Annotated in this window: 18 protein-coding genes; 7 read left to right on the plus strand and 11 right to left on the minus strand. The window is 66.8% G+C overall.

The window, feature by feature from the left end; genetic code table 11:
* Positions 1-14: 14 nt before the first annotated feature.
* The 4 genes from U0042_RS22565 to U0042_RS22580 all read right to left on the minus strand — a co-directional run bounded on the left by U0042_RS22565 (position 15) and on the right by U0042_RS22580 (position 3,173).
* Entirely contained in the window at positions 15-965 is a 951-nt protein-coding gene (locus U0042_RS22565; RefSeq protein WP_114809053.1) for a universal stress protein, read from the minus strand.
* Positions 966-1,119: 154 nt separating this feature from the next.
* Positions 1,120-2,181, minus strand: coding sequence for an alpha/beta fold hydrolase (locus tag U0042_RS22570; protein ID WP_114809052.1), 1,062 nt, complete (start codon positions 2,179-2,181; stop codon positions 1,120-1,122).
* 323 nt (positions 2,182-2,504) lie between these two features.
* Positions 2,505-2,885 carry an RcnB family protein gene (locus U0042_RS22575; RefSeq protein ID WP_114809051.1) on the minus strand — a complete coding sequence of 127 codons (381 nt, stop codon included), beginning with the start codon at positions 2,883-2,885 and terminating at the stop codon, positions 2,505-2,507.
* A 150-nt stretch (positions 2,886-3,035) separates the two neighbouring features.
* On the minus strand, positions 3,036-3,173 hold the full coding sequence (locus U0042_RS22580; protein ID WP_114809050.1) for a hypothetical protein: 138 nt from the start codon (positions 3,171-3,173) through the stop codon (positions 3,036-3,038).
* Positions 3,174-3,570: 397 nt separating this feature from the next.
* On the opposite strand from U0042_RS22580, the gene U0042_RS22585 reads away from it, so the two are divergent.
* Positions 3,571-4,152 (plus strand): hemerythrin domain-containing protein, encoded by a 582-nt coding sequence (locus U0042_RS22585; protein WP_114809049.1) that lies wholly within the window; start codon positions 3,571-3,573, stop codon positions 4,150-4,152.
* Between the two features lie 228 nt (positions 4,153-4,380).
* Here the strand turns inward: U0042_RS22585 and adh are convergent, their stop codons facing one another.
* Positions 4,381-5,901, minus strand: a complete 1,521-nt coding sequence (adh, locus tag U0042_RS22590; RefSeq protein WP_114809048.1) for an aldehyde dehydrogenase — start codon at positions 5,899-5,901, stop codon at positions 4,381-4,383.
* 529 nt (positions 5,902-6,430) lie between these two features.
* Here adh and U0042_RS22595 point away from each other — a divergent pair.
* Both U0042_RS22595 and U0042_RS22600 read left to right on the plus strand, forming a co-directional pair.
* Positions 6,431-8,164: a methanol/ethanol family PQQ-dependent dehydrogenase gene (locus tag U0042_RS22595; RefSeq protein ID WP_114809047.1), complete on the plus strand. Its 1,734-nt coding sequence runs from the start codon at positions 6,431-6,433 to the stop codon at positions 8,162-8,164.
* Between the two features lie 79 nt (positions 8,165-8,243).
* On the plus strand, positions 8,244-9,551 hold the full coding sequence (locus tag U0042_RS22600; RefSeq protein WP_114809046.1) for a c-type cytochrome: 1,308 nt from the start codon (positions 8,244-8,246) through the stop codon (positions 9,549-9,551).
* Between the two features lie 253 nt (positions 9,552-9,804).
* On the opposite strand, the gene pqqE is transcribed toward U0042_RS22600, so the two are convergent.
* The 6 genes from pqqE to U0042_RS22630 form a co-directional block, all read right to left on the minus strand.
* Positions 9,805-10,995, minus strand: a complete 1,191-nt coding sequence (gene pqqE / locus U0042_RS22605; RefSeq protein WP_419150458.1) for a pyrroloquinoline quinone biosynthesis protein PqqE — start codon at positions 10,993-10,995, stop codon at positions 9,805-9,807.
* Positions 10,996-10,999: 4 nt separating this feature from the next.
* Entirely contained in the window at positions 11,000-11,281 is a 282-nt protein-coding gene (gene pqqD / locus U0042_RS22610) for a pyrroloquinoline quinone biosynthesis peptide chaperone PqqD (RefSeq protein WP_042304076.1), read from the minus strand.
* Positions 11,278-12,051 (minus strand): pyrroloquinoline-quinone synthase PqqC, encoded by a 774-nt coding sequence (pqqC, locus tag U0042_RS22615; protein ID WP_232833213.1) that lies wholly within the window; start codon positions 12,049-12,051, stop codon positions 11,278-11,280. Before pqqC ends, pqqD begins: the two co-directional genes overlap by 4 nt.
* A complete protein-coding gene (gene pqqB / locus U0042_RS22620) occupies positions 12,048-12,971 on the minus strand; it encodes a pyrroloquinoline quinone biosynthesis protein PqqB (RefSeq protein WP_114809045.1) in 924 nt (307 codons plus the stop codon). The genes pqqC and pqqB overlap by 4 nt, the downstream gene beginning before the upstream one ends.
* A gap of 74 nt (positions 12,972-13,045) precedes the next feature.
* Positions 13,046-13,120, minus strand: coding sequence for a pyrroloquinoline quinone precursor peptide PqqA (gene pqqA, locus U0042_RS22625; protein WP_006410019.1), 75 nt, complete (start codon positions 13,118-13,120; stop codon positions 13,046-13,048).
* 416 nt (positions 13,121-13,536) lie between these two features.
* Positions 13,537-15,618 carry a sigma-54-dependent Fis family transcriptional regulator gene (locus tag U0042_RS22630; protein WP_114809044.1) on the minus strand — a complete coding sequence of 694 codons (2,082 nt, stop codon included), beginning with the start codon at positions 15,616-15,618 and terminating at the stop codon, positions 13,537-13,539.
* A 497-nt stretch (positions 15,619-16,115) separates the two neighbouring features.
* Between U0042_RS22630 and U0042_RS22635 the strand changes: the two genes are divergently transcribed.
* The 4 genes from U0042_RS22635 to U0042_RS22650 all read left to right on the plus strand — a co-directional run bounded on the left by U0042_RS22635 (position 16,116) and on the right by U0042_RS22650 (position 23,174).
* Positions 16,116-18,767: a mechanosensitive ion channel family protein gene (locus U0042_RS22635; protein WP_114809042.1), complete on the plus strand. Its 2,652-nt coding sequence runs from the start codon at positions 16,116-16,118 to the stop codon at positions 18,765-18,767.
* A gap of 159 nt (positions 18,768-18,926) precedes the next feature.
* A complete protein-coding gene (locus tag U0042_RS22640; RefSeq protein ID WP_198665208.1) occupies positions 18,927-20,474 on the plus strand; it encodes a PQQ-binding-like beta-propeller repeat protein in 1,548 nt (515 codons plus the stop codon).
* Between the two features lie 320 nt (positions 20,475-20,794).
* Complete coding sequence (locus U0042_RS22645; RefSeq protein WP_232833212.1) at positions 20,795-21,667, plus strand: endo alpha-1,4 polygalactosaminidase; 873 nt, start codon at positions 20,795-20,797, stop codon at positions 21,665-21,667.
* Between the two features lie 133 nt (positions 21,668-21,800).
* A complete protein-coding gene (locus tag U0042_RS22650) occupies positions 21,801-23,174 on the plus strand; it encodes a chloride channel protein (RefSeq protein WP_232833232.1) in 1,374 nt (457 codons plus the stop codon).
* Positions 23,175-23,548: the final 374 nt, after the last annotated feature.

Here is a 23,548-nt window from a genome sequence, read left to right on the forward strand (position 1 = left end):
CCGCTGTAAAACCCTCACGCCTCCTGCGAGTGAACCAGCAGGAGCGGCACGTGGGTGAGCTGCGCCACACGCTGGGCCACGCTGCCGAGCGCCCAGCGTGCCATGCCGCGCCGGCCGTGCGTGCCCATCACCACGAGTTGCGCATGCCAGTGGTCGGCCGCGCGCACGATGGTGTGGGCGATGTCGTCGCCGGCGCGCTCGGTTTTCAAAAGCGCCGTGGTGGCCGACGACGTCGCGCTGCCCAGAATGGGCTCCGCATTGGCGAGCACCGCTTTGCCTTCGTCGATGAACGCGCTTTCGAGCATGTCGATGGGCACGAGGTCGCTCAGGCGCACCGCGCGGTCCACCACATAGACGGCATGTACGTGCGAGTCGCGAGTGGCAAAGCGCATGCCGTAGCGCAGCGCCTGCAACGCCACGCCGCTGGCGTCGAGCGCGAAGAAGATGCGCGTGGGCACCTGGCCGGGCTGCACTTCGAAGCGCTCCGGCACGACGAGAATCGGGCACCGCGCGAGTCGCGCAAGCGGCTCGGACACGGTGCCCTCCACCCAGCGCATCACGCCGTGATGCTGGCGCGCGCCCACCACGAGCAGATCGGCGTGCCAGGCATGGGCTTCGGCCATCAGGGTATCCACCACGCTGCCGCCGTGCTGCGAAAGGTCGACCACCTCGGTTTCGATTGCGGCTTTGCAGGCCGCGAGCAGACCTTTCGCATGACCGAGGGCGTCGGCCGCGTCGCGCCGCAATTCGGCGCGCGCCACCTCGAGCGTGGCGCCCACGATGCCGCCGGTGGGCACGAGCGTGCGCGGGTTCTCCGCCACGCTCACGAGGCGGACCTGGTTCTCGGGCCGCAACAGGTTCTGCACGTAGGCGAGCGCCTGCTGCGAGGCAGCCGACGCATCGACGGCAATGAGTACGCGGGTCGGCAGAGCGAAGGGCGTGTCGGTGGAGGTGACGGCGTTCACGGTGGGCGTCCTGCGAAAGGTTGAAGGGAGTGTGTAAGCGATTCTGTAATCCAGCCGCCCGACGTTTCTTGACCGCGATCAACCGCCCTTGTAAGGCGGCCGACGGGGCGACCGACTGTTCCCGCTCCCAGACCCTTCATAGGACGCGAGGCGCCTACATCTGCGCGGCCTCGATCACGGCGTCGGCGAAGGCCTTCGGCGCTTCCTGCGGCAGGTTGTGCCCAATGCCGCCCTGGAGCGTGCGGTGCCGGTACTTGCCCGTGAACTTCTTCGCGTAGGCGGCGGGGTCGGGATGCGGCGCGCCGTTCGCGTCGCCTTCCAGCGTGATGGTGGGCACGCCGATGCTGGGCGACATCGCGAGGCGCTGCTCCAGCGCGTCGTACTGCGGTTCGCCCTGCGCGAGCCCGAGCCGCCAGCGATAGTTGTGGATCACCACCGCCACGTGATCGGGGTTGTCGAACGAGGCTGCCGAGCGCGCGTAGGTGGCCTCGTCAAACTGCCATTTCGGCGACGCCAGTTGCCAGATCAGCCGGTTGAAGTCGCGGCGGTTCGCTGCATAGCCGGCGGCGCCGCGCTCAGTGGCGAAATAGAACTGGTACCACCACGCGAATTCGGCCTTCGGCGGCAACGGCGTGCGATTGGCTTGCTGACTGCCGATCAGATAGCCGCTCACCGAGACGAGCGCCTTGCAGCGCTCCGGCCACAACGCCGCGACGATGTCGGCGGTGCGCGCGCCCCAGTCGAAGGCGCCGAATACGGCCTGGTCGATCTTGAGGGCGTCCATGAGCGCGATGGCGTCCACGGCGACCACCGCCTGCTGCCCGTTGCGCGGCGTATCCGTGGAGAGAAAGCGCGTGGAGCCGTAGCCGCGCAGGTACGGCACGATCACGCGATAGCCCGCCGCGGCCAGCAACGGCGTGACCTCGGCGAAGCTGTAGATGTCGTAGGGCCAGCCGTGCAGCAGGATGACCGGCGTGCCGTTGGCGGGCCCTGCTTCGGCGTAGCCGACGTTGAGCGCGCCCGCGCCGATCTGGCGGATCGTGCCGAACGATGCCGTGTGCGTAGCGCCCGTCTTTGCGTCGCCCGTCTTTCCGTCGCTCATGGCGCCGGTCGTCTGCGCCTGCGCCGAAGTGCCGAGACCGAGTTCCATCAGGCTGAGACCGGCCACGGCCGTTCCCAGCAGTCGGCGTCGCCGGGCGTTCACTGCATCTTCCATGAGGTGTGCTCCTTGTCGGGTAGTGGGTGAGCGCGCGGCCTGAACGGCCGCGGCAGGTACTGCGGACATTGGAACGCCGGGATGTATCTGGCGTGTTGCGGCGAAGACACGGTCGCGTAAGGCCGTGTGTCCGCGTGCGGGACGGATACGTTGCGATACAAGGAAGACGGCGCCTTCGCGCGAGGGCGCGTCGTGCCGCGCGGGTGATTAACGGGTGATTGGCGGGCGGCGGGTAGAGGAGTGTGGAAGGCGCCTGGCGAAGCGGAGTGCGGCCGGCGTGTCTGGTCAGGGCCCCACGTCGAGGCCCCGATGCCTGATCGGTTCTAAGGCCCCACGCGCAGGACGATGCCGGAGGAAATCTGCACCAGCAGATAGTCGCCGCCTACGCCGAGCCAGTAGTAGCCGCGCGGCGGCGGCGCGAGCCGATAGGCGCGCCAGTCGTCGATCACGTACTGGCGGTCGCGGTATTCGGGCGGCAGGCGGTCGCCCTTGCGCCAGTGTCCCGGCGCGTAAGCCGAGGCGCCCGGACCGTCGGGACCGTGGCCCGGGGGCATGTGCTCCGGACCGTGACCCCGGCCATGGTCCTGGTCGCCCTTGCCGTGATTGCCTCTTCCGTGGTCGTCGTGCGGCTGCGCGCTGACAGCCGAGGCAGCCAGCATGCCGGTGACGATCAGCGACCCGAGAAACACGCGCGATTTCTTCATTGCTTTCTCCTGTGCGGGGAATTGCCGGAGTGGCAGAGGCAGGCTAACACCCTGCCGGCGGTCGTGCCATCGAACGGGTCAGGGGGCGCCTGGTGCGCGTGAACTGCCGCTGTCGTGGGCAGGCGGCCATGCTCGAGGCGTCCTTAAAGGCTACTCAGGTCGCAACAGATCGAGCCCCGCCAACACGATGACACCACTGAGCGCCATGATGGGCACCGAGTGCCGGCCCAGATAGAGCGTGGCTGCCGCCAGCCAGCTCGCAACGAAAAACGCTCCGATTCGCTTCATGTCGTGCGCGCGCCGTGATGGCCGCGTTCCTGATGGTGATTGAGGATGCCGGCGACGCCGATGGTCCGGGGACTTTGCCGCTGTGCCGGGCCGGCGTTTGCTGTTCCGGCCGGCTCTTGCGCCGTGCGTCGTGTTGCGGTGGGCACGCGTCGCAGGCGTGCAAATTATAGGGGTTTTCCCTCGTCCGGCCATGGCTGCAGGACCTGCGCCGGGCGCGCCCGGCATGCGGCACATCGGGGTACATCGGCGTGCGTGGAAGTGTCTCGTGCAACGGGCCCGGTGCGGCTTGATTGCGGTCAAGGCCGGCTTTCGTGGCCGCACGATACTTTTTGAAGAGCGTCTGCCGCGTTTTGCGGCAGGCCGTCCGTCGTCCGCGATTGCCGCGAGGAGAGACATCATGGTGCCGTCCGCCATGCATACGGCCGTGCAGGCCATCATCAGGGAACACCAGCAGCTCGCCGTGGTGGTCAATGGTATGCAGCGCTTCGTGGAGCGTGTCGACGCCCACGCGCAAACGCCCGATCCCATCGTGTTTCGCGCGATGCTCTACTACATCCGCGAATATCCCGAGCAGATCCATCATCCGAAGGAAGACTGCTATCTGTTCGCGCGGCTGCGCATGCGCACGGCGGACCTCGACGAGATCATCGAGGAACTGGAGCACCAGCACGCGCAGGGCGAAGCGAAGGTGCGCGAGCTGGAGCGCGCATTTACGCGCTACGAACTGGCGGACGAGGCGGCCTTCGCGGCGCTGCGCGAGAGCGTTCACGAATACGCGCGGTTCTTCGCGGAGCATCGCCGCCTGGAGGAGGAGTTGATCCTGCCGGCCGCGCTGCGCTTCCTGACGCCCGAAGACTGGACCGAGATCGACGCCGCGTTCGGCGCCAATCGCGACCCGTTCGAAGGCATGAAGACGGAGAGCGATCTCGATCATCTGTTCGAGATGGTAGTGAAGGCGCTTCCGGATTTTGGCGGGTGAGGGCGGTTGTTTCGTCGTCCGTTGTTGCAGACGCCGCGCCGTGATGGGCGCCCTGGCGGCCGGAGTTTTCGTTGAGGCGGCCGAAGCCGGTGCGGCATACGGCAATGCCGCACACATCCACCGATGTACACGACCTTCTGCTGAAGTCGGTCCGCGACATGAAGAAGGGGCGGGCTAACCGCACGCCGCCCGTCTTTCACTGACTTCACTGACGCATCAAGCCCGTGCTCAGAAGAACCCCAGCGGCTGCTCGCTGTAGCTCACGAGCAGGTTCTTCGTCTGCTGGTAGTGGTCGAGCATCATCTTGTGCGTCTCACGGCCAATGCCCGACTGCTTGTAGCCGCCGAACGCTGCATGCGCCGGGTACGCGTGATAGCAGTTCGTCCACACGCGGCCCGCCTGGATGGCGCGGCCGAAGCGGTACGCACGCGTGCCGTCGCGCGTCCACACGCCGGCGCCCAGGCCGTACAGCGTGTCGTTGGCGATTTCCAGCGCCTCTTCTTCGGTCTTGAACGTCGTGACCGACACCACCGGCCCGAAGATTTCTTCCTGGAAGATGCGCATGCGGTTGTGGCCGCGGAACACCGTCGGCTTCACGTAGTAGCCCTTCGAGAGTTCGCCCGCGAGCACGTTGCGCTCGCCGCCCGTCAGGCATTGCGCGCCTTCCTGGCGGCCCAGGTCGATGTACGAGAGGATCTTTTCGAGCTGTTCCTGCGAGGCCTGCGCGCCGATCATCGTCTTCGGGTCGAGCGGATGGCCCTGCTGCACGGCGGCCACACGTTTGAGCGCGCGTTCCATGAAGCGGTCGTAGATCTTTTCATCGATCAGCACGCGCGACGGACACGTGCAGACTTCGCCCTGGTTCAGCGCGAACATCGCGAAGCCTTCGAGCGCCTTGTCGAAGTAGCCGTCGTCGCGGTCCATGACGTCGGCGAAGAAGATGTTCGGGCTCTTGCCGCCCAGTTCGAGCGTGACGGGAATGATGTTCTCGCTCGCGTACTGCATGATGAGGCGGCCCGTCGTGGTCTCGCCCGTGAAGGCCACCTTCGCGATGCGCTTGCTCGTGGCGAGCGGCTTGCCTGCTTCCAGACCGAAGCCGTTCACGACGTTGAGCGTGCCCTTGGGCAGGATGTCCTGGATCAGCTCCATCAGCACGAGGATCGAGGCGGGCGTCTGCTCGGCGGGCTTCAGCACGATGCAGTTGCCTGCCGCCAGTGCAGGCGCGATCTTCCACGCGGCCATGAGGATCGGGAAATTCCACGGAATGATCTGGCCGACCACGCCGAGCGGCTCGTGGAAGTGATAGGCGACGGTGTCGTGATCGACCTCGCAGACCGAGCCTTCCTGGGCGCGGATGCAGCCGGCGAAGTAGCGGAAGTGGTCGATGGCGAGCGGGATGTCGGCGGCCATGGTTTCGCGCAGGGGCTTGCCGTTGTCGATGGTCTCGGCCACGGCGAGGCGCTGCAGGTTCGCTTCCATGCGGTCGGCGATGCGGTTGAGCACGCTGGCGCGGTCAGCAGGCGAGGCCTTGCCCCAGGCGTCTTTCGCGCGATGCGCGGCATCGAGGGCGAGTTCGACGTCTTCGGCGCGCGAGCGCGGAATGGAGGTGAACGGCTCGCCGGTGATGGGCGAGACGTTATCGAAGTACTCGCCGCCGACAGGCTTCACCCATTCGCCGCCGATGAAGTTTCCGTACTGCTTTTTGTAGGGGTATTCGGTGGTCAGGAACTGCATTTCCGCGTGGTTCATGATGTCTCTCCTCCAGGGATGGGCCGGCATCCGCGCCCTGCGTGTCGGCAGGCTCCGCACGGTGAAGCGCGGGAAAACACGGATGCGTTGATCTGATGTGCGCATGACGCATGTATGGCGTGCGCATGACGTGCGCTTTGGGCTGCGAGCCCGATCAGCGAGAACCATGCCATCGCGAACGCGCCCGCATCATGCGCGACGCGTGCAACGCGAGGCGGCGCTCAATGCGCGGTCCAGCGCTTCATCCGTTCGCCGGAAGAAGCCCCGCGACCCAGGGGACTGTTCCCTCCGGCAACACACGCGGCCTGCGGCTGTACCAGACTGCAACACCTCGAACGTGGGGCGCGCACCCTGCGCCGCCCGACGTTTCTTGCGTCATCCCTTCCCACGCTAGGCAAATCGCTGCAAACCGCTTGAGGCAGATCAATGGCATGCGACTTGCAAAAAGCGGCGCGCTGCCATTGACGCACTCGCCGGACGATGGCGCCGCAACCGGGCATCGCCCTCGATAAATCGACAGGAGACAAGGATGAAAGCACGTTTAGCAACGGCTACGCGGCCCACGGCGCTCGCCCTGGGCATCGCGCTGGCCGCGAGTCTCGGCCTGGGCGCAATCGCCGCCGCGAACGCCGACGAATATCCGGCCGTGACGTACGACCGGCTCACCGCGGCGCAAGACGATCCCGGTTGGCTCACCTACTACCGCACCTATAACGGCCACGCGCATTCGCCGCTCAAGCAGATCGACACGTCCAACGTGAAGACGCTCAAGCAGGCGTGGACCTACAAGTTTCCCGCCGAGCTTCAGCAGGGCTTCGAAGCCACGCCTATCGTCAACGGCAACTATCTGTTCGTGACCACGCCGAAGGACAACGTCTACGCGTTCGATGCGACCACGGGCAAACAGCTCTGGAAATACGAGCCGAAGCTGGGCGCCGAGTCGTTCAAGACGGCGTGCTGCGACGTCGTGAATCGGGGCGTGGCGCTCTACGGCAAGAACGTCTACGTCGCGATGCTGAGCGGCGAAGTGGCGGCGCTGGATGCGCAGACGGGCGCGCTCGTCTGGAAGAAGTCGATGTTCGAGCCGGGTCTCGGCTACGCGTTCTCGCTTGCGCCGCTCGCCATCGACGGCGCGCTCGTGGTGGGCAGCGCAGGCGGCGAGTACGGCGCGCGCGGTTTCATCGCGGCGCTGAGCCCCGACGACGGCAAGGTGCTCTGGAAGCGCTTCACGATACCGGGCGCGAGCGAGAAGAACGGCAACACCTGGCCCGACGGCATGCAGGAACACGGCGGCGCGCCCGCCTGGCTCACGGGCACCTACGACGCCGATTCGCGCACACTCTACTGGGGCGTGGGCAATCCGGGGCCGTGGCTCGCGGATCTGCGTCCCGGCGACAACCTCTACTCCGACTCGCTGCTCGCGCTCGACCCGAAGACCGGCGACCTCAAGTGGCACTACCAGTACACGCGCCACGACACGTGGGACTACGACGGCGTGAACACGCCCGTGCTCGCGAAGATCCAGTACGAGGGCAAGGACTACGACGCGATCATCCACGCGGACCGCAACGGCTACTTCGATGCGATCGACCGCGGCACCGGCAAGCTGATCTACGCGAAGGCGTTTGTGAAGGCGACCTCGGTGACGGGCTACACGCCCGAGGGCGCGCCCATCCAGGACCAGTCGAAGTATCCGAAAGTGGGCACGACGATCGAAACGTGCCCGAGTTTCCTCGGCGGCAAGAACTGGTGGTCGCTGTCGTACGACCCCGAGCGGCATCTCGCCATCGTGCCGGCGCTGCATGCGTGCATGACGCTTTCGGGCAAGTCGGTGAACTTCATGGAAGGGCTGCCGTATCTGGGCGAAGGCTTCGAGATCAAGCCGGAGCCGGGCAGCAAGGGCTTCGGCGAGTTGCAGGCCATCGACGTGAACACCGGCAAGAAGGTGTGGAGTCACTGGAGCAAGCTGCCGTGGAACGGCGGCGTGGCGACGACGGCGAGCGGCATCGCGTTCAGCGGCGCGCTGGACGGCCACCTCTACGCATTCGACGAAGCCACCGGCAAGGTGCTGTGGCAGAGCCCGAAACTCGCGAGCGGCATCGTCTCGCAACCTGCGGTGTTCGAGTCGGGCGGCAAGGAGTACGTCGCGGTGCTCGCGGGCTACGGCGGCGCCAACCCGATCTGGGGCGGCCCGATGGCCAAGGCCGCGGAGAAGGTGCCGCGCGGCGGCACGCTCTACGTCTTCGCGCTCGGCGGCGCGTGATTCAACCCGGCGCAGCGCGGCACGGCGGCATCGTCCGTCGTGCGCGCGGCTGCGCCGGCGCTTACCGGAAAGTACTCTCATGAATACCCGACTTCATTCCCTGGCTTCGTTGGCTTTCACGAGCGCGCTGCTCGCAGGCACCGCGTTCTCGTCCGCCGATGCCTTCGCCGGCGTGCGCGTCTGCACGTTTCCCGGCAGCCCGTCCGCGCCGCTCGATCGCGCTGTGGCGCGTGAAGCGTTCAAGGCCGCGCACATTCAGGCCACCGTGCTGGACGGTGCATTCGACGCGAGCGACGACGACGGCGTCTCGCTCAAGGAACTCAACGCGGCGCTCGCCCAACACTGCGACGTGATCGCGGGCTTCCCGCGCTCTACCGCCGCCGATGCTTCGGATAGCAAACTAACGTTCTCGCGCGGCTATCTGCGCTCGGGCTACGTGAGCGTGACCACGGACGCCGCGGCGGCGTCCTCGAGCACAGCGAACGTCATTGCGGCCACGTATGCGAGCCCGGGGCAACTCATCGCGGTCCAGCAAAAGGGCGCGCGGCTCGTGCTCGAAAACACGTCGGAGTCCACGGTCGATGCCGTCGTGACCGGTCACGCCGGGCGCGCCATCGTCTGGTATCCGGCGCTCGTGGCGTATCGGCTTGCGCATCCTGAGAAAAAGCTCGCGGTGGCGGGCACGTCGTCGCCGTATGCGGACTGGCATCTCGTGTTCGCGTTCGGCGCGAAGAGCGCGGCATTGCAGCCGCGCGTGAATGCGGCGCTGGCGGCGATGTCCGCGGACGGGCGCCTCGCGGCCATGACCGAGCAATGGGCACTGCCGAAGACGGCGGTGGCGGCGGCTTCCGTGGGTGCGTTGGCTACACGCGCCGCGTCGCATGCGCAGGCCGATGCATTCGCGTACCGCGACGGCCCGGCACCGACGCACGCATGGAATGCCCACGGCCCGGCGTTGCTTGCGGCAAGCCTCTCGTCTTCCGCGCAGGCCGGCGGTTTCATCAAGGTGGATGCGAGCACGGCCGGTGCGCCTTCGTTCAACAGCGCGCAGGTCGCCCACGGCAAGAAGCTTTACGCGGGCGCCTGTGCAAAGTGCCACGGTGCGAACCTCGAAGGCCTCAACGCGCCTGCGTTGAAGGGCCCCGCGTTTGCGCCCGTGTCGGGCTCGCATCTCACCATTGGCGGCGTGTTCACCTACATGTTCACCAACATGCCCGCCGACAACCCCGGCAAGCTGAAGCCGCAGGACTACGCGGACCTCATGGCGTACCTGCTGAACTCGAACGGCTACGCAGCGGGTGCGACGAAGCTCACCGCGGATGCGGCGAAGGCATCGGCGACGCCGCTCAACGCGGGGTCGGCGGTGACGGTGGGGGCGTCGCAGTAATCGGTGCAATTGCAGTAGAGAGAGGTCTCCGGCCCAACCGCAAGGTCGGTCCGTTGGCGGTCGCGCGGCACGCTCCGTGTGCGTAGGGAGATGCCGCGCGGTCGCATTTTTTTGCGTACTCGTTGCGCAAGACGCGATAACGAACATGCCGCACGTTTCGCCTCGGCAAAACGTGCGGCATGTTCTATTGGCTCGTCCCGAGCGTTGTCCTGAGCACTTCAGTGCCGCGGGAACTGAACCGTACGCGCGACCCTCACCGCGCCTTCAATGAATTCTCGCGACTGCGAAACACAAGCGGCTGCACCGTCGTGTCGTGCGCTTCGGCGTGCCGGCGCGCGAGCTTCACCGCTTGCTCGACCACGCCGTGGTGCGAGGACTTCGAGCAGACAGGATCGGCGCCCGCCGCATCGCCCGCGAGCTGATACGCCTGGCAGCGGCAGCCGCCGTGATCGGTGTGGCGCTCGTCGCAGTCGCGGCACGGTTCCTTCATCCAGTGCTCGCCGCGATACGCGTTGAACGCTGCGCTGTCGTACCAGATGTCCTTGATGGCCGTATCGCGCACGTTCGGAAACGTGAGCCCCGGCAGCGACCGCGCGGCATGGCACGGCAGCGCCGTGCCGTCGGGCGACACGGCGAGAAACACCGATCCCCAGCCGTTCATGCAGGCCTTGGGGCGCACCTCGAAGTAATCGGGCACCACGAACAGGATGCGGCAACGCTCGCCCACGCGCGCGCGGTAAGCATTGACCACGTCTTCCGCTTCGCGCAACTGCTCGGCGGTGGGCATGAGCTGCGTGCGGTTCAGGAGCGCCCAGCCGTAGTACTGCGTGTTCGCGAGTTCGAGATACTCGGCGCCCATGTCGAGCGCCATCTCGATGATCTGCGCCACGTGCGGCAGGTTATAGCGATGCAGCACGCAGTTGAGCACCATCGGATAACCGTGCGACTTGATGAGCCGCGCGACGCGCTGCTTGAGTTCGAACGTGCGCGTGCTGGTGAGGAAGTCGTTGAGTTCGCGCGTGGAGTCCTGAAACGAGAGCTGGATGTGGTCGAGGCCCGCCTCCTTGAGCTTGCCGATGCGCACCTCGGTCAGTCCAATGCCTGACGTGATGAGGTTCGTGTAGAAGCCGAGCCCGCGTGCGTAGCCCACCAGTTCTTCGAGGTCGTCGCGCAACAGCGGCTCGCCGCCCGAGAAGCCGATCTGCGCGGCGCCTAACGCACGTGCCTCGCGGATGACGTTGCGCCAGGTCTGTGTATCGAGTTCGGCCTCGTGGCGCGCGAAGTCGACGGGGTTGTAGCAGAACGCGCAATGCAGCGGGCAGCGCCACGTGAGTTCGGCGAGCAGCCAGAGAGGGGGCGGGGCCTCCTTTGGCACGGGCGCTATTGCCTCGTTCTGATCGTGCTGCTCACATGTGGCTATTGAGGCTGGCATCTCGTCGTTCATGCGTTCAATCGACCCAGCCGCGCTGTCGCGCGTGCCAAAGGAAGCGATGCACGTCCGGCGCGAGGTCGGAGGCACTGAAGATCTCTTCGAGCTCGCCGATGATGTCGTCGAGTTCGCGCGTGCCGTCGCAGCGCGCCAGGATGGCGCCCGCGCTCGGATTGAGCTTCACCATGCCTTCGGGGTAGAGCAGCACGTAGCCGTTCTGTGCAGGCTCCCATTGCAGCCGGAACATGCGCCGCAGACACGGCCGCGGGTTCACGCCGAGATCGGAATCGACGGTGTTCATACGGGGTACGCCTTTTCGATGGCATCGAGCATCGACCACAGAATGTCGAGCTTGAACTGGAGAATTTCCATGGCGCGCTGCTGGGCCTTCGGCGTCGTGAAGTACGCGAGCGTGACGGCGAGCCCGTGTTGCACGTCGCGCTGTGCGAGCGGAATGCGGCTGCGGAAATACTGCAGGCCGTCCTGCTCGATCCACGGGTAGAGCGTGGGCCAGCCCGCAAGCCGGTCGCGGTGAATCTGCGGCGCGAACATTTCCGTGAGCGACGAGCACACGGCTTCCTGCCACGGCGCGCGGCGCGCGAAGTTCACGTAGGCATCCACGGCGAAGCGCACGCCGGGCAGCACGTGCTCGAGCGACCAGAGTTCGTCGCGATCGATGCCCACGGCGTCGCCGAGCCGCGCCCACGCTTCGATGCCGCCCGCGTGTTCGCCGTAGCCGTCGTGGTCGTGCAGTCGCTCGATCCAGAGCCGGCGCGTTTCGCGGTCCGGACAGTTCGAGAGAATGGCCGCGTCCTTGAGCGGAATGTTGATCTGGTAGTAGAAGCGGTTCGCCACCCAGCCGCGAATCTGCTCGGGCGAACACCCGCCGCTGTTCATCTTCACGTTGAACGGGTGATAGATGTGATAGCGCGCACCGAGCGCGCGCAACTGCGCTTCGAATTCCTCCGCGGGCCACGGCGTTTCGTGTGTTTCGTGCAGTTCGTGCGAGGCGCAGGCGGAACTCGAAGCGGAGGCGGACGAAAATGCGGGCAGGGCTGCGTTCATGATCAAACCTCGAATTGCATGCCGTCGCGCGCCACTTCGATGCCGCGCGCACGAATCGCCGCGTACTCGGCCGAATGCGGGTCGAGTATGGGGTTGGTGTTGTTGATGTGGATGAGCACCTTGCGCGTGGCGCGCGGCAGTCCGTCGAGCAGCTGCACCATGCCGGGCTCGCCTCTGTAGCCGCATTGCGCGAGGTGGCCCATGTCGATGGCGAACTTGTCCGCGAGACCCAGGTCGATCATTTCGGTCTGCGACCAGAACGTGCCGTCCACGAGTACGAGCTGGGCCGAGTTCATCGCGGCCAGCACCGCCGGCGATGCCCCGGCAAGACCCGGCGCGTAGAACACACGCGCGCCGTTGGCCACGTTCTCGATCACGAGTGCAATGTTGTCGCCGGGCACGCCGGATTCGCGTCGCGGCGAGTAGGGCGGCGCCTTGCTTTCCACGGCGATCGCCGTGAAGCGCAGTCCTTTCGCATGCGCAATCTCGAACGGTTCGTCGAGCACGATGTCGTGACGGTCCACGCCGCAGTAATGCGCGAGGAGCGGCACGAGCGGCAGGCCGGTGGAGAGGTCGTCGAAGACGGGCGGCGTCGCGTAGAGCGGCAGCGGCGCCGTGCGTTCGCGCAGCATGAGGAGGCCCGTGACGTGATCGATCTGTGCATCGATCAGCATCACGGCCACGATGCCGGTGTCCCGCACCGACCGTGCAGGCTGCAACTCGGGATGCGAGCGCAACTGCGCGAGCAGGTCGGGCGAGGCGTTGATCAGAACCCAGTCCGTACCGTTGCCGCTCACCGCGATCGACGACTGCGTGCGCGGCTGGATGTCGCCGGTATAGCCGCGGGCGTGAGTGCAATTGGCGCAGTTACAGTTCCACTGCGGCAGGCCGCCGCCCGCGCCGGAGCCCAGAATCCTGATCTTCATGATGTTGCGTGGCGGGCGCCGTCAACGCATGCGTGGCCCTTCGGCCCGCATGCGCACGGCGCGTCGCGTTCCGTTTAGCGGTTGGCGATGTACATCGTGATTTCGAAGCCGAAACGCAGATCGGTATAGGCGGGGGTGGTCCATTGCATGGCTGTCTCCTTGAGTTTGATGGGATAAGAACCGCCGCATCGCGTGCGTGCGGTCGGGGCTTTCATTGCAAGGTCCATGCCGGTGATGCGTGTGCGTCGCCGACGCAAAAGCGAACGACGTGCGCGTGCCGCGATGCGCGTTTCGAAGACGGTATCGGGGCACGTGGGCAGCCGATCGGACCGAGAATCGGACAGAGAATCGGGCTGAACGCGGGCCGAATGCGGACTTAACGTACGTTGAACCCGAGGCTTTTGTCTGTCCTTTCATGTTGCCTTCGGTTCGGGCTGCATCGCAGCGAGGGCGTCCACTGGTGATCGAGCCGCAATAGAGCCGCCATCGCCGCCTGCGCTGTTCCGTTGTGCCACACGGGTGTTCCAGAACGGAACAGCATGCGATCGAGCCGGCGCGACGCGCGTTATGAATTCACGGCGTTGTCGTCGTCGCCTTCGCCCTGCCCCTCGTTCGAAAGCGACGGCAGCTTGCGGTAGATCGTGTTGCGCGACACACCGAGCGCACGCGCCGCGGCCGACACGTTGCCGCCATGCTGCGCGACCGCTGCCGCGATGGCCTGCGCTTCCACGTCTTGCAGCCGCGCGCCGCGCAGCGGTATGACCTGCACGTTGCCCTGGTGCTGATCCTGGGACGACGCGACACCTTGAGCGAGACCCGGGCGCGGATTGCGTAGGTCGTCGAAGAAGTCGTCGGGCAAATGCTCGCGGCGAATCTCGCCGTCTTCGTCCACCATCGCGGCGGCCGTGCGCAGCAGGTTCGCGAGCTGACGGAAATTGCCCGGCCACGTGCATTGCGTAAAGAGCGTCATGACGTCGTCGGCGACGGTGAGCGGCGCGTCGCTGGGAAGGCGCCCCGCCTGCTGCGATTCGTGATGCAACATCTTGAGCACCACGGCTTCGAGATCCGTGCGCTCGCGCAGCGGCGGCAGCTTCACAACGAGCCCGTTCAGCCGGTAGTAGAGGTCTTCGCGGAAGCGGTTCTGCGCGATCATCTCGCGCAGGTCGCGGTGCGTGGCGCAGACCACGGCGATGTCCACGGGAATCGAGCGCGCCGAGCCGAGCGGGTTTACCTGGCGCTCCTGGAGCACGCGCAGCAGCCGCACCTGGAGCGGATACGGCATGTCGCCGATCTCGTCGAGAAACAGCGTGCCGCCGTTGGCCTGCAACAGCTTGCCGACGGCGCCTTTGCGCCGCGCGCCCGTGAACGCGCCTTCCTCGTAGCCGAACAGTTCGGATTCGATCAGCGTTTCGGGAATCGACGCGCAGTTCACCGCGACGAAAGGCCCCGCGTGACGCGGCGAGTCGTTGTGGATGGCGCGCGCGAGCAGTTCCTTGCCGGTGCCCGTCTCACCGTTGATCAGGATCGGGACGTCTTTGCCGATCACCTTGCGCACCTTGCCGATGACGGCCGCGACCTGCGGGTCGCCGGTGTCGAGATAGGCGAGGCGCGAGAGCATGGTGGTGCGGCCATGGGCAGGCGCGGCGCCGGCGCTCACGGCGGTTGCGCTTGCCGCCGCGGCGGCCGGTTGTGCCGTGTCGTTCTGCGCCGCATCGGATTGCAATGCGCGCGCCGTGGAAGCGGGCAGCGCCGGCCGGCGGAAGTCCACCTTCGCACACACCGTGGCACCGGTGTGCAGATTCAACGCAATGTACTGGCCCGGGCTCGCACGCAGCCGTTCGAGCAGCTGCGCGCTGCCCACGCCAAAGAGCGACGACAGCGTATGCGCGCGCAACGCCGAAAGCGGCAGCCCCAGCTGGAACTGCGCGCTGCGATTCGCGGCGAGAAAGCGGCCGTCCGAGGTGAACGCGGCAATGCCCTCCATCAACGTGCCGAGGAACTCGGGGCGCGCGTGAAACGCGATCTGCAGCGTTTCGCGGAACGTGTTCATGAACAGATGGTTCTCGATCATCTGCACCGACATTCGTGCGAGCGCCATGGTGTGCTGGTGATAGCTGCGGTGGTCGCCCGTCACGTCGAGCACGCCGATCAGGTCGCCGTAAGGGTCCACGATGGGCACGCTCGAACACGTGAGAAAGCGGTTGGCCGCCAGATAGTGCTGGTCGCCGTGCACGACCGTGGGCGAACGTTCCGCAATGGCGGTGCCGATCGCGTTGGTGCCCTGGCGGTCTTCGGCCCAGTTCGCGCCTGGGCGCAGCGCGACCTTTTCGGCGCGGCGCAGGAAGTCGTCGTCGCCGACAGAATGCAGGATCAAGCCTTGGGAGTCCGTCAGCACGATCATGCTTTGTGTGTTGACGATCTGCTCGTGCAGCGTTTCCATGACCGGCGTGGCGTGCGCGCACAGAATGCGGTTCTGCTCGAGCTTGAGGCGCAGTTCGGAGGCCGGCAGCACGTCGTAGTCCGGGCGCGTGGACGCGCTGAGTCCGTACATTTCCGAACGTTCGTGAGACTTCTGGATTTCCGGGGCGAGCCAGCTGGACTCGCGCGTCGCCGACGGGCCGGCGACGTGACGGACGTCGTCACGCATTGTCTCCTCCTTGTTTTGCGCCGATCGTTTTGCCGGCGCCTTGGGTGCTGCGGATAATGCAAATTCTGCGCCAGTGGGTATTGGCGGGTGGCCGCCGTCCATCGCCGGGACGGCGTGGCTTACAGCGGCCTGTCGGTAAAACGCGCAGCGCGTCTGATGGCAGTCGACACCTGCGTTTTGCGCGATGTACACGCTGTACTGTGCGGTGTGCCCTCGTACCGGCGTTGACCTGTATCAAGCCGCATAGCGCCGCGCGAGGTCTGAAAAATGGCGGCGCAAGCGCCACGGCACGACAAACGCAACGCGCTTGCTGCTGCTTCCCTTCTGCATCTGCGGGAACCTGAGAAGGCCGGGCACGGACATATCGATAGTGGGGCGCGAGTCGAGGCCCCTGTTTTTCCGCACGACCTGCATCATCTCCGCCGCCACGCGGCACAGGCCGTGCTACCGCGTTCGCCCCTGACCTGTTTTCATCGAGGCTGTCCGTTACGTCACTCATGCGAAAAAAATCGTTCTCGTCCGTCGCTATCGTTCCGCTCGTGTTGCTGGTGGCGCTGTTCCCCGCCGCGAGTACCGCGCGCGATGTCTATGCGGCCGCGGCGCCGGCCAGTGCCGCATCGGCGAGTGCGGCGTCGGCGGCTGCCGCCAGTCCGCCGCGATTGACGCCCGACGAAGCGCGCACCGCGCTCGATGTGCTCGACAGCCCGGCGCGGCGCGCGCAGGTCGAGACCACATTGCGTGCGATCGCGGCGGCGGGTGCGCTTGCCGCGCCCGCCAGTGCGCCCGCCGCCGCGAGCGCAGCAGCGAGCGGTGCAGCGGCGGCGAGCGGCACGGTGGCATCGGCGGCATTGCAGTCGAATGGACTCGCGGCGCAACTCGCGCGGCAGGGCGCGCACTGGGCCGTGCACGTCGCGGCGGCGCTGCGGCGGTCGGTGGCGGCCTTGCTCGATGTGTCGTCGTTGCGCGCGTGGTGGGCGGATGCGCTGACCAACCCCGCGAAGCAGAGCGCGGCGCGCGACGTGGCGCTGGCATTGCTCGCCACGTTGCTGCCTGCGTTCATCGTCGAGTGGGGCGCGCGCCGCGCTCTGCGGCAGGTGATTCGCACCGTTGCCGCACGCAGGCGCGATCAGGCGGATCGCGCCGAACAGCGCGAACGTGAAGCGGCGGCTGCGGCGCGCAAAGCCGAGCACGCTCACGAAGACCCAAGCCGCTCCGTTTCCGCCACGCCCGCAGGCCCCACGACGACCCTCACGCCACGCACGCGCAGCGGTGCGGCCAAGGAGGCGCGCGGCAAGCTGCACGCCGCGCAGCACTGGTCGCTGCTGCGGCATCTGCCGCGCGCCGCGCTGCGCGCGCTGTTGCGGGCGCTGCCGCTCGCGGCGTTCGTCGCGGTGGCAAGCGGCGCCATGTCGCTCTTCACGACCGACGGTTCGCCCGCGGACAGCGTCATCGGCTCGCTCATCGACATCTACGTGATTTGCCGCGTGGTCGTGATCGTCGGCGAATTCTTCGCGCAGCCCGATGCGCCGGGTCTGCGGCTGCTGTTCTTCTCCGACCACTGGGCGGCCTGGCTGCAACGCTGGATCGTGCGGATCGTCGTGATCGCGGGCGCCGGTGCGGCCGTGGCGGAAACGGCCGCTGCACTCGGCCTCAACGAAGGCGCGCATGCGGCGTTGATGAAGGTGATCGCGCTCATCGGCCACGTCATGATCGCCGTGATGATTCTGCAAAGCCGCAAGCCCGTGGCCGCATGGCTGCGCGAGCGCAGCGCACATCGTCAGTCGCTTTCCATTGCCGGCAATCTGCTTGCCGATGCGTGGGCGGGCATCGCTGTGTTCGTCGTGATGGCGCTGTGGTTCGTCTGGGCGCTCGACGTGCGCGACGGCTACCGCCTGCTGCTTCATACCGGCGGCGTGTCGGTCGCCATCCTGATCGGTGCGCGGGTGGCGTCTATCGTGCTGCACGGTGCGCTTGCGCGTCTTTTCCAGCAGAAGGAAGGAGCGCCCTCGTCGCTCGTGCAGCAGCGCGCGTATCGCTATTACCCGCTGTTGCGCGGCATCGTTTCGGCGTTCGTGACCATCGTTACCGTGTTTCTGCTGCTGCTCGTGTGGGGTGTGGACCTGCGTACGCTGTTTGCGGACGGCACCGTGGGGCACCGGCTGGCGTCGGCGCTCGCCACCATCGCGGTGGCGGCGGTCGTCGCGCTCGTGGCGTGGGAAGCCATCAACGTCGCCATCGAACGGCGGCTCGACAACTGGACGACGAGCGGCGACCTCGTGCGCGCCGCGCGGTTAAGGACGCTCGTGCCGATGGTGCGCACGCTGCTCTTCATCGTCATCGCGCTTGTCGTGGTGCTCACGGGTCTCTCGGAACTCGGCGTGAACACGGGGCCGTTGCTGGCGGGCGCGAGTATCTTCGGCGTGGCGCTCGGCTTCGGTTCGCAAAAGCTCGTGCAGGACTTCATCACGGGCATCTTCCTGCTCATGGAAAACGCCATGCAGGTGGGCGACTGGGTGACGCTCGCGGGCGTGTCGGGCACGGTGGAGTATCTGTCCATTCGCACGGTGCGCCTGCGTGCCGGCGACGGTTCGCTGCATACGGTGCCGTTCAGTTCGGTCACGACCATCAACAACACGAATCGCGGCATCGGCAACGCGGCCGTGAAGGTGAACATCGTCTACGGCGAAGACCTGGACCGCGCAGTCGCGACGCTCACGGAGATCGGCGCCGCCTTGCGCGCAGACGATGCGTTCAAGGCCGGCATTCTCTCGGACTTCGCGTTCTGGGGCGTGGACGCGGTGGACGGCGCGGCCGTGACGCTCGTGGGCCAGGTGCAATGTACCGACAAGGCGCGCTGGGGCGTGCAGCGCGAATTCAACCGGCGCATTGCGGACGAGTTCCGCGCGCGCGGCATCCGCATCGCGAATCCGCAGCGCACGGTGTGGGTGAGCGGCGAGACGGCGAAGCACGATGCAGCCGACGAGGCGGGCCCCACCCGCCACACGGGCCACGAGTCGCACGACGCAGAAACGGCGCAGGCGGGCGCGTCCGGGCAGAAGCCTTCGGGCGCCGAACAATCCGTTGGCGATCCTGCGCCCACGGGCGGCGCGCGAGGCGGCAGCGGCCAGGGTGGTCGCGAGCCGTCTTGAGGCGGAGCGGTCATCACGCCGCCCAGGCATCGACGGTAGAATCAGCGCTCCCCCAGCGAGGCCCTCGACCGAGGGCCTTTCCATGCTCACGATGCGACGCCCGGCGTACCGCTCGTTCCGTTCGCCGACACGTTGCCTACGGTACGAACGGAGGTGCACGTGCGCGCTGCTCTCATCCCATCGATTCGTATTGCGTTCCTTTTGGCGTTGCTTTCCGGTGTGCTGTCTACGTCGCTCGTGGTCTGGGCCGCGGGGGACTCGCATGGCCCGACCGCCGATTCCGTCACCCTGCATCACCGCACGCCCGACCGCAGCGGACAGTACGTGGTGCCCGGTCTCACCTGGCAACGCGCCGCGCATCTGCAACGCGATACCGGCTTCGACGGCAAGATCGAAGGCACCGTCAACGCGCAGCCGCTTTACTGGCATCCGGCTGGCACAGGCGCCGGCGCGCAGACAAGCGGGTTGCTGATCGTCGCGACCGAAACGAACGCCGTCTACGCGCTCGATGCCACCACGGGCCGCATCGTCTGGCGCACGGCGCTCGGTTCCGCCGTGCCGCGCAGCGCGATGCCATGCGGCAATATCGATCCGTTGGGCGTGACCGGCACACCCGTGATCGACGCGGCGAGCGGCACGCTTTATCTCGACGCGATGGTGCTGCGCGACGGCGAACCGCGTCACTTCGTGTTCGGACTTTCGCTGCGCGACGGCGCCGTGCTGAAGGGCTGGCCGATCGACATGGAGGCCGCGCTCAAGGCGCGCGGCGTCGCCTTCACGTCGCGCGCGCAGAATCAGCGCGGCGCGCTCGCGTTGTTGGACGGGCAACTCTTCGTGCCGTACGGCGGCAACTGGGGCGATTGCGGCGACTATCGCGGCATGGTGGTGAGCGTGCGGCTCGACCATCCGGGCGTAGCGAACGTGTGGGCCACGCGCGCGGCCAAAGGCGGCATCTGGGCGCCGGGCGGCATTGCGGCGGCCGACGGCCAGTTGTTCGTCACGACCGGCAACACCGAAGGCGCGCGCACGTGGGGCGACGGCGAAGCGGTGATTCGTCTTCGCCCCGATCTACGCCATTCGGCCGATTCCCGTGACTTCTTCGCTCCGGCAGACTGGAAGCAACTGGACGATGCGGACCTCGATCTGAGCGGCGTGAACCCCGTCCCCATCGAGCTGCACGGACGCAAGCTGATCGTCGCGCTCGGCAAGGACGGCAAGGCGTATCTGCTCGATCGCGAGAACCTGGGCGGCCTGGGCGGCGCGCTGGATGTAGCGCGCGTGTCGTCCAGTTCGATGCGCACGGCGCCGGCTTCGTGGACCACGGCTGACGGCGTGTTCGTCGCGTTTCAGGGCGCCGGGTCGGCATGCCCTTCGGGCGAAGCCGGCGCGGGGCTCACGGTGTTGCGCATCGCGTCGGCGTCGCGCGGCGGGATCGGCACGGCCTGGTGCGCCGCGCTGGACGGCGCCGGCAGCCCGATCACCACCACGAGCGACGGCAATGCCGATCGCATCGTGTGGATCGTCGGCGCCGAGGGCGACGAACGCGTGCACGGCTTTCGCGCGGACAATGGCGAGCCGGTGTTCGCGGGCGGCGCCGCAGAGGATCGCGTGCCGGGCGTGCGCCACTTCGCTACGATGCTGGCTGCGAACGGGCGGCTTTATGTGGCCGGCGATGGACGCGTGTACGCGTTCAGGACGGGGCAGTGAGGTCCGGCCGGCTAAAGAAGGAGCGGCACGGGCCGTTAATACACAGGTTTTGCGCGGCGTTTTGGGGCAACCAGTTTGCCTGCCGAAGTCCGCTCGTCGCGCCAGCCTTTTCTTTCGGAGTATCCGCTTTGCCAGTATCCCTGCGCCTGTTGAACCGCCGCGTCGCCCTCGTCTGCGCGCTTGCGTTGTCGCTATTTGCCGGCGCCTGTGGCGGGGGAGGCGGCGGTGGCGGCGCGAGTACAGGCGCATCGACTGCGAGTGCCCCGGCCAGCGCCAGTAGCACGAGCAGCACCGTCAGCACGCTCTCCGGATCGACGAACGTGTCGATTGCAGCGGCTCGCAATCTGCCGGCCAAACCCGTGTGGGAGGTCTACTACGGGCAGGCGTCGCAGGTCGATCTCGCCCGGCTCGCGTCAAGCTTCAACGTGATCGTGATCGACGCCGACCCCAGCGGCACGACGCCCAACTTCACGGCCACCCAGATCGCAACGCTGAAATCGCACGGGGCGAAGGTGCTGAGCTACCTGAACGTAGGCGCCTGCGAGACGTGGCGTTCGTACTGGCAGACCGTGCCCACGGGCTTCGTGTCGTGCGGCGCGAACCAGGCGGCGCAGCTCGGCCGGTACAGCGGCTTCTCCGAGTACTGGATGAACGTGGGCAACGCGGACTACCAGAACCTCATCGTCAACTACGTCGCGCCGCGGCTTGCGGCTACGGGCGTCGACGGCTTCATGCTGGACAACTTCGAGATCGTGGGGCACGCGGCCGACGCCGCCCAGGGGCCGTGCGACAGCGCCTGCAAGCAAGGCGGACTCGACCTCGTCGCGCAATTGCGCAACGCGTTTCCGAATGCGCCCATCCTGCTCAACGCGGCACCCACTTCGGCCATCAGCGGGATGAGCGGCGGCGTGTCGTTCCCGATGCTTGTCGACGGCGTGTTTTCCGAACAGGTCTTCCTGCCTTCCACCGACAACTCCCTGCTCCAGGTGCTGCAAACCTGGAAGAGCACCGAAGCAACGCTGCCGCGCAGCGCTTTTTTCACCGGCACGCTGGACTACGTGAGCAGCTGTTCGGATACCACGAACGCGCAAAACGGCTGGAACGCGAGCGTGAACGCGGGGTTGAGCCCGTCGGTGTCGATTCAGGCGCTCAATCAGGTGTGCTGGTGGTCGTTCCTGCCGACGCCCAGCTGAGCGAAGTCCAAGCATGCTCATGTACTGGACGAATCAATTAGGAAAAATAAGTCATAGCACGCATGCTGCCGCGCAACTAAGATTCGGGTTTTCCCTTGTCTGGCGGCGCATCATGGCTTCCGAATTCTCTTCGATGGCTCGCTTCGGCGCCGGGCGCAGTCGCCTGCGCGCGCTCGTGGCGCTGACGGTGGTGACTGTGCTGACCGGCGTTGGCGCAGGTCTCGGCGGCATGCTGCTGGCGCTGTTGCTGCATGCTATCCAGCATCTCGCCTATGGTTACAGCCTGGACCACTTCGTCGGCCACGAGAGCTTCCTGAGCGGCGTGAGCGGCGCATCGCCGCAGCGACGGTTCGCGGCGCTTGTGACGTGCGGCCTGGTTGCGGGGCTCGGATGGTGGATGCTCTACCGCTTCGGCCGGCCGCTCGTCAGCATCAAGCGGGCCGTCAAGGCGGATGGGCCCCGCATGCCGGGGGCGAGCACCGTCGTCCATGCGCTGCTGCAGATCGTTACCGTGGCGCTCGGCTCGCCGCTGGGCCGGGAAGTGGCGCCGCGCGAGATCGGCGCGGTGTGGGGTAGCTGGCTTTCGCAGCGGGCGGGGCTGAGTGCCGGCGAAACCCGCATCATCATTGCGTGCGGCGCCGGTGCGGGCCTCGCTGCGGTTTACAACGTGCCGCTGGGTGGTGCGCTGTTCGTGCTCGAAGTGCTGCTGGGAACCTTCGAGTGGCGGGCGCTGGTGCCCGCCATCGTGACTTCGACGATTGCGGCCGCCACCGCGTGGCTCGGACTCGGTAACGAACATCAGTACACGCTGCTCGGGCCGCTCGCCCTGACAATGCCGCTTGCCGTATGGTCGGCTATCTGCGGTCCGGTCTTTGGGCTCGCCGCGTGGGGATTCACGCGGCTCGCAGAACAGGCCCGCGCCCGCGCACCGAAGGACGGGCGGTTGCCGCTCTTTGCGCTCGTCAACTTCGCGGTGATCGGCGCGCTCGTTATCTATTTCCCGCAGCTGGCCGGCAACGGTAAAGGCGCCGCAACGCTTTCGTTCGATAGCGCCCTGACCATCGGGCTCGCCGCGACCCTGCTCGTGCTGAAGGTCGTGATCGAAATCGGCAGCCTGCGCGCGGGCGCGGAAGGCGGGCTGCTTACGCCGGGGCTGACGAACGGCGCGCTGCTCGCCGTCGTGCTCGGCGGCGTGTGGAGCATGATCTGGCCGGGGACGTCGGCCGGTGCCTTCGCGATGGTGGGTGCGGCGGCGTTCCTGGCCGCATCGATGCAGATGCCCATGACCGCGCTGGTGCTCATGGTCGAGTTCACGCAGGTGGGCCACGACATGCTGATCCCGATGCTGCTCGGCATTGCCGGATCTGTCGCAACGTTCAGGCTCGTCACACAGGCCACGGCACGGGCTCCGGCGCCGGCCGCTATAAAGCGAGAATCGCAAGGCGCACTGCCGGGTACGCAGCGGCCTGCGGCATTGGCGTCCGCGCCGGTTCGCGAGCGCGCCTGACGCCGCGCTTCATTTCCAGTGGCCGGCAGGGCATTCGCGTGCATACTGAGCGGCCCGCCTTCTCGGGGATTTCCCTGGGAAGGCATGGCGCATCTGCCTGCGTCACGTCTGAGGACGGGGTGGGGAGCGTGGGCGTCCACTCTCGTCGCTCTCGTACAACTCATTGTTTTCAATGGGGATCCGGCTTGGGTCCTGACGCGGCGCAAGGTCGCTGACTCGGTGGATTTTGGACGCGCCAGGTGTCGTGAGAAGCGCGCCTTCCACACCCGTCCCCCGTTCTTGAATTTGTCACCACCCGTCCATATAATTAGCACTCACCGCACGAGAGTGCTAACAACATCTCCGGCCTGGCTACGCCAGGCCGGGTTTCTTGA

Source organism: Paraburkholderia kururiensis, assembly GCF_034424375.1.
Lineage (GTDB): Bacteria > Pseudomonadota > Gammaproteobacteria > Burkholderiales > Burkholderiaceae > Paraburkholderia > Paraburkholderia kururiensis_A.

Excerpts from the sequence above, each read along its gene's own strand:
- pqqD (WP_042304076.1), bottom strand. The coding sequence starts at position 11,281 with ATGAACACCGTCGATTCCGATCTCGGCGTGAACCCGCGGCCGTGTCTG.
- U0042_RS22595 (WP_114809047.1), top strand. The coding sequence starts at position 6,431 with ATGAAAGCACGTTTAGCAACGGCTACGCGGCCCACGGCGCTCGCCCTG.
- U0042_RS22575 (WP_114809051.1), bottom strand. The coding sequence starts at position 2,885 with ATGAAGAAATCGCGCGTGTTTCTCGGGTCGCTGATCGTCACCGGCATG.
- U0042_RS22600 (WP_114809046.1), top strand. The coding sequence starts at position 8,244 with ATGAATACCCGACTTCATTCCCTGGCTTCGTTGGCTTTCACGAGCGCG.
- U0042_RS22570 (WP_114809052.1), bottom strand. The coding sequence starts at position 2,181 with ATGGAAGATGCAGTGAACGCCCGGCGACGCCGACTGCTGGGAACGGCC.
- U0042_RS22580 (WP_114809050.1), bottom strand. The coding sequence starts at position 3,173 with ATGAAGCGAATCGGAGCGTTTTTCGTTGCGAGCTGGCTGGCGGCAGCC.
- adh (WP_114809048.1), bottom strand. The coding sequence starts at position 5,901 with ATGAACCACGCGGAAATGCAGTTCCTGACCACCGAATACCCCTACAAA.
- pqqB (WP_114809045.1), bottom strand. The coding sequence starts at position 12,971 with ATGAAGATCAGGATTCTGGGCTCCGGCGCGGGCGGCGGCCTGCCGCAG.
- U0042_RS22650 (WP_232833232.1), top strand. The coding sequence starts at position 21,801 with ATGGCTCGCTTCGGCGCCGGGCGCAGTCGCCTGCGCGCGCTCGTGGCG.
- U0042_RS22630 (WP_114809044.1), bottom strand. The coding sequence starts at position 15,618 with ATGCGTGACGACGTCCGTCACGTCGCCGGCCCGTCGGCGACGCGCGAG.
- pqqE (WP_419150458.1), bottom strand. The coding sequence starts at position 10,995 with ATGAACGACGAGATGCCAGCCTCAATAGCCACATGTGAGCAGCACGAT.
- U0042_RS22635 (WP_114809042.1), top strand. The coding sequence starts at position 16,116 with ATGCGAAAAAAATCGTTCTCGTCCGTCGCTATCGTTCCGCTCGTGTTG.
- U0042_RS22585 (WP_114809049.1), top strand. The coding sequence starts at position 3,571 with ATGGTGCCGTCCGCCATGCATACGGCCGTGCAGGCCATCATCAGGGAA.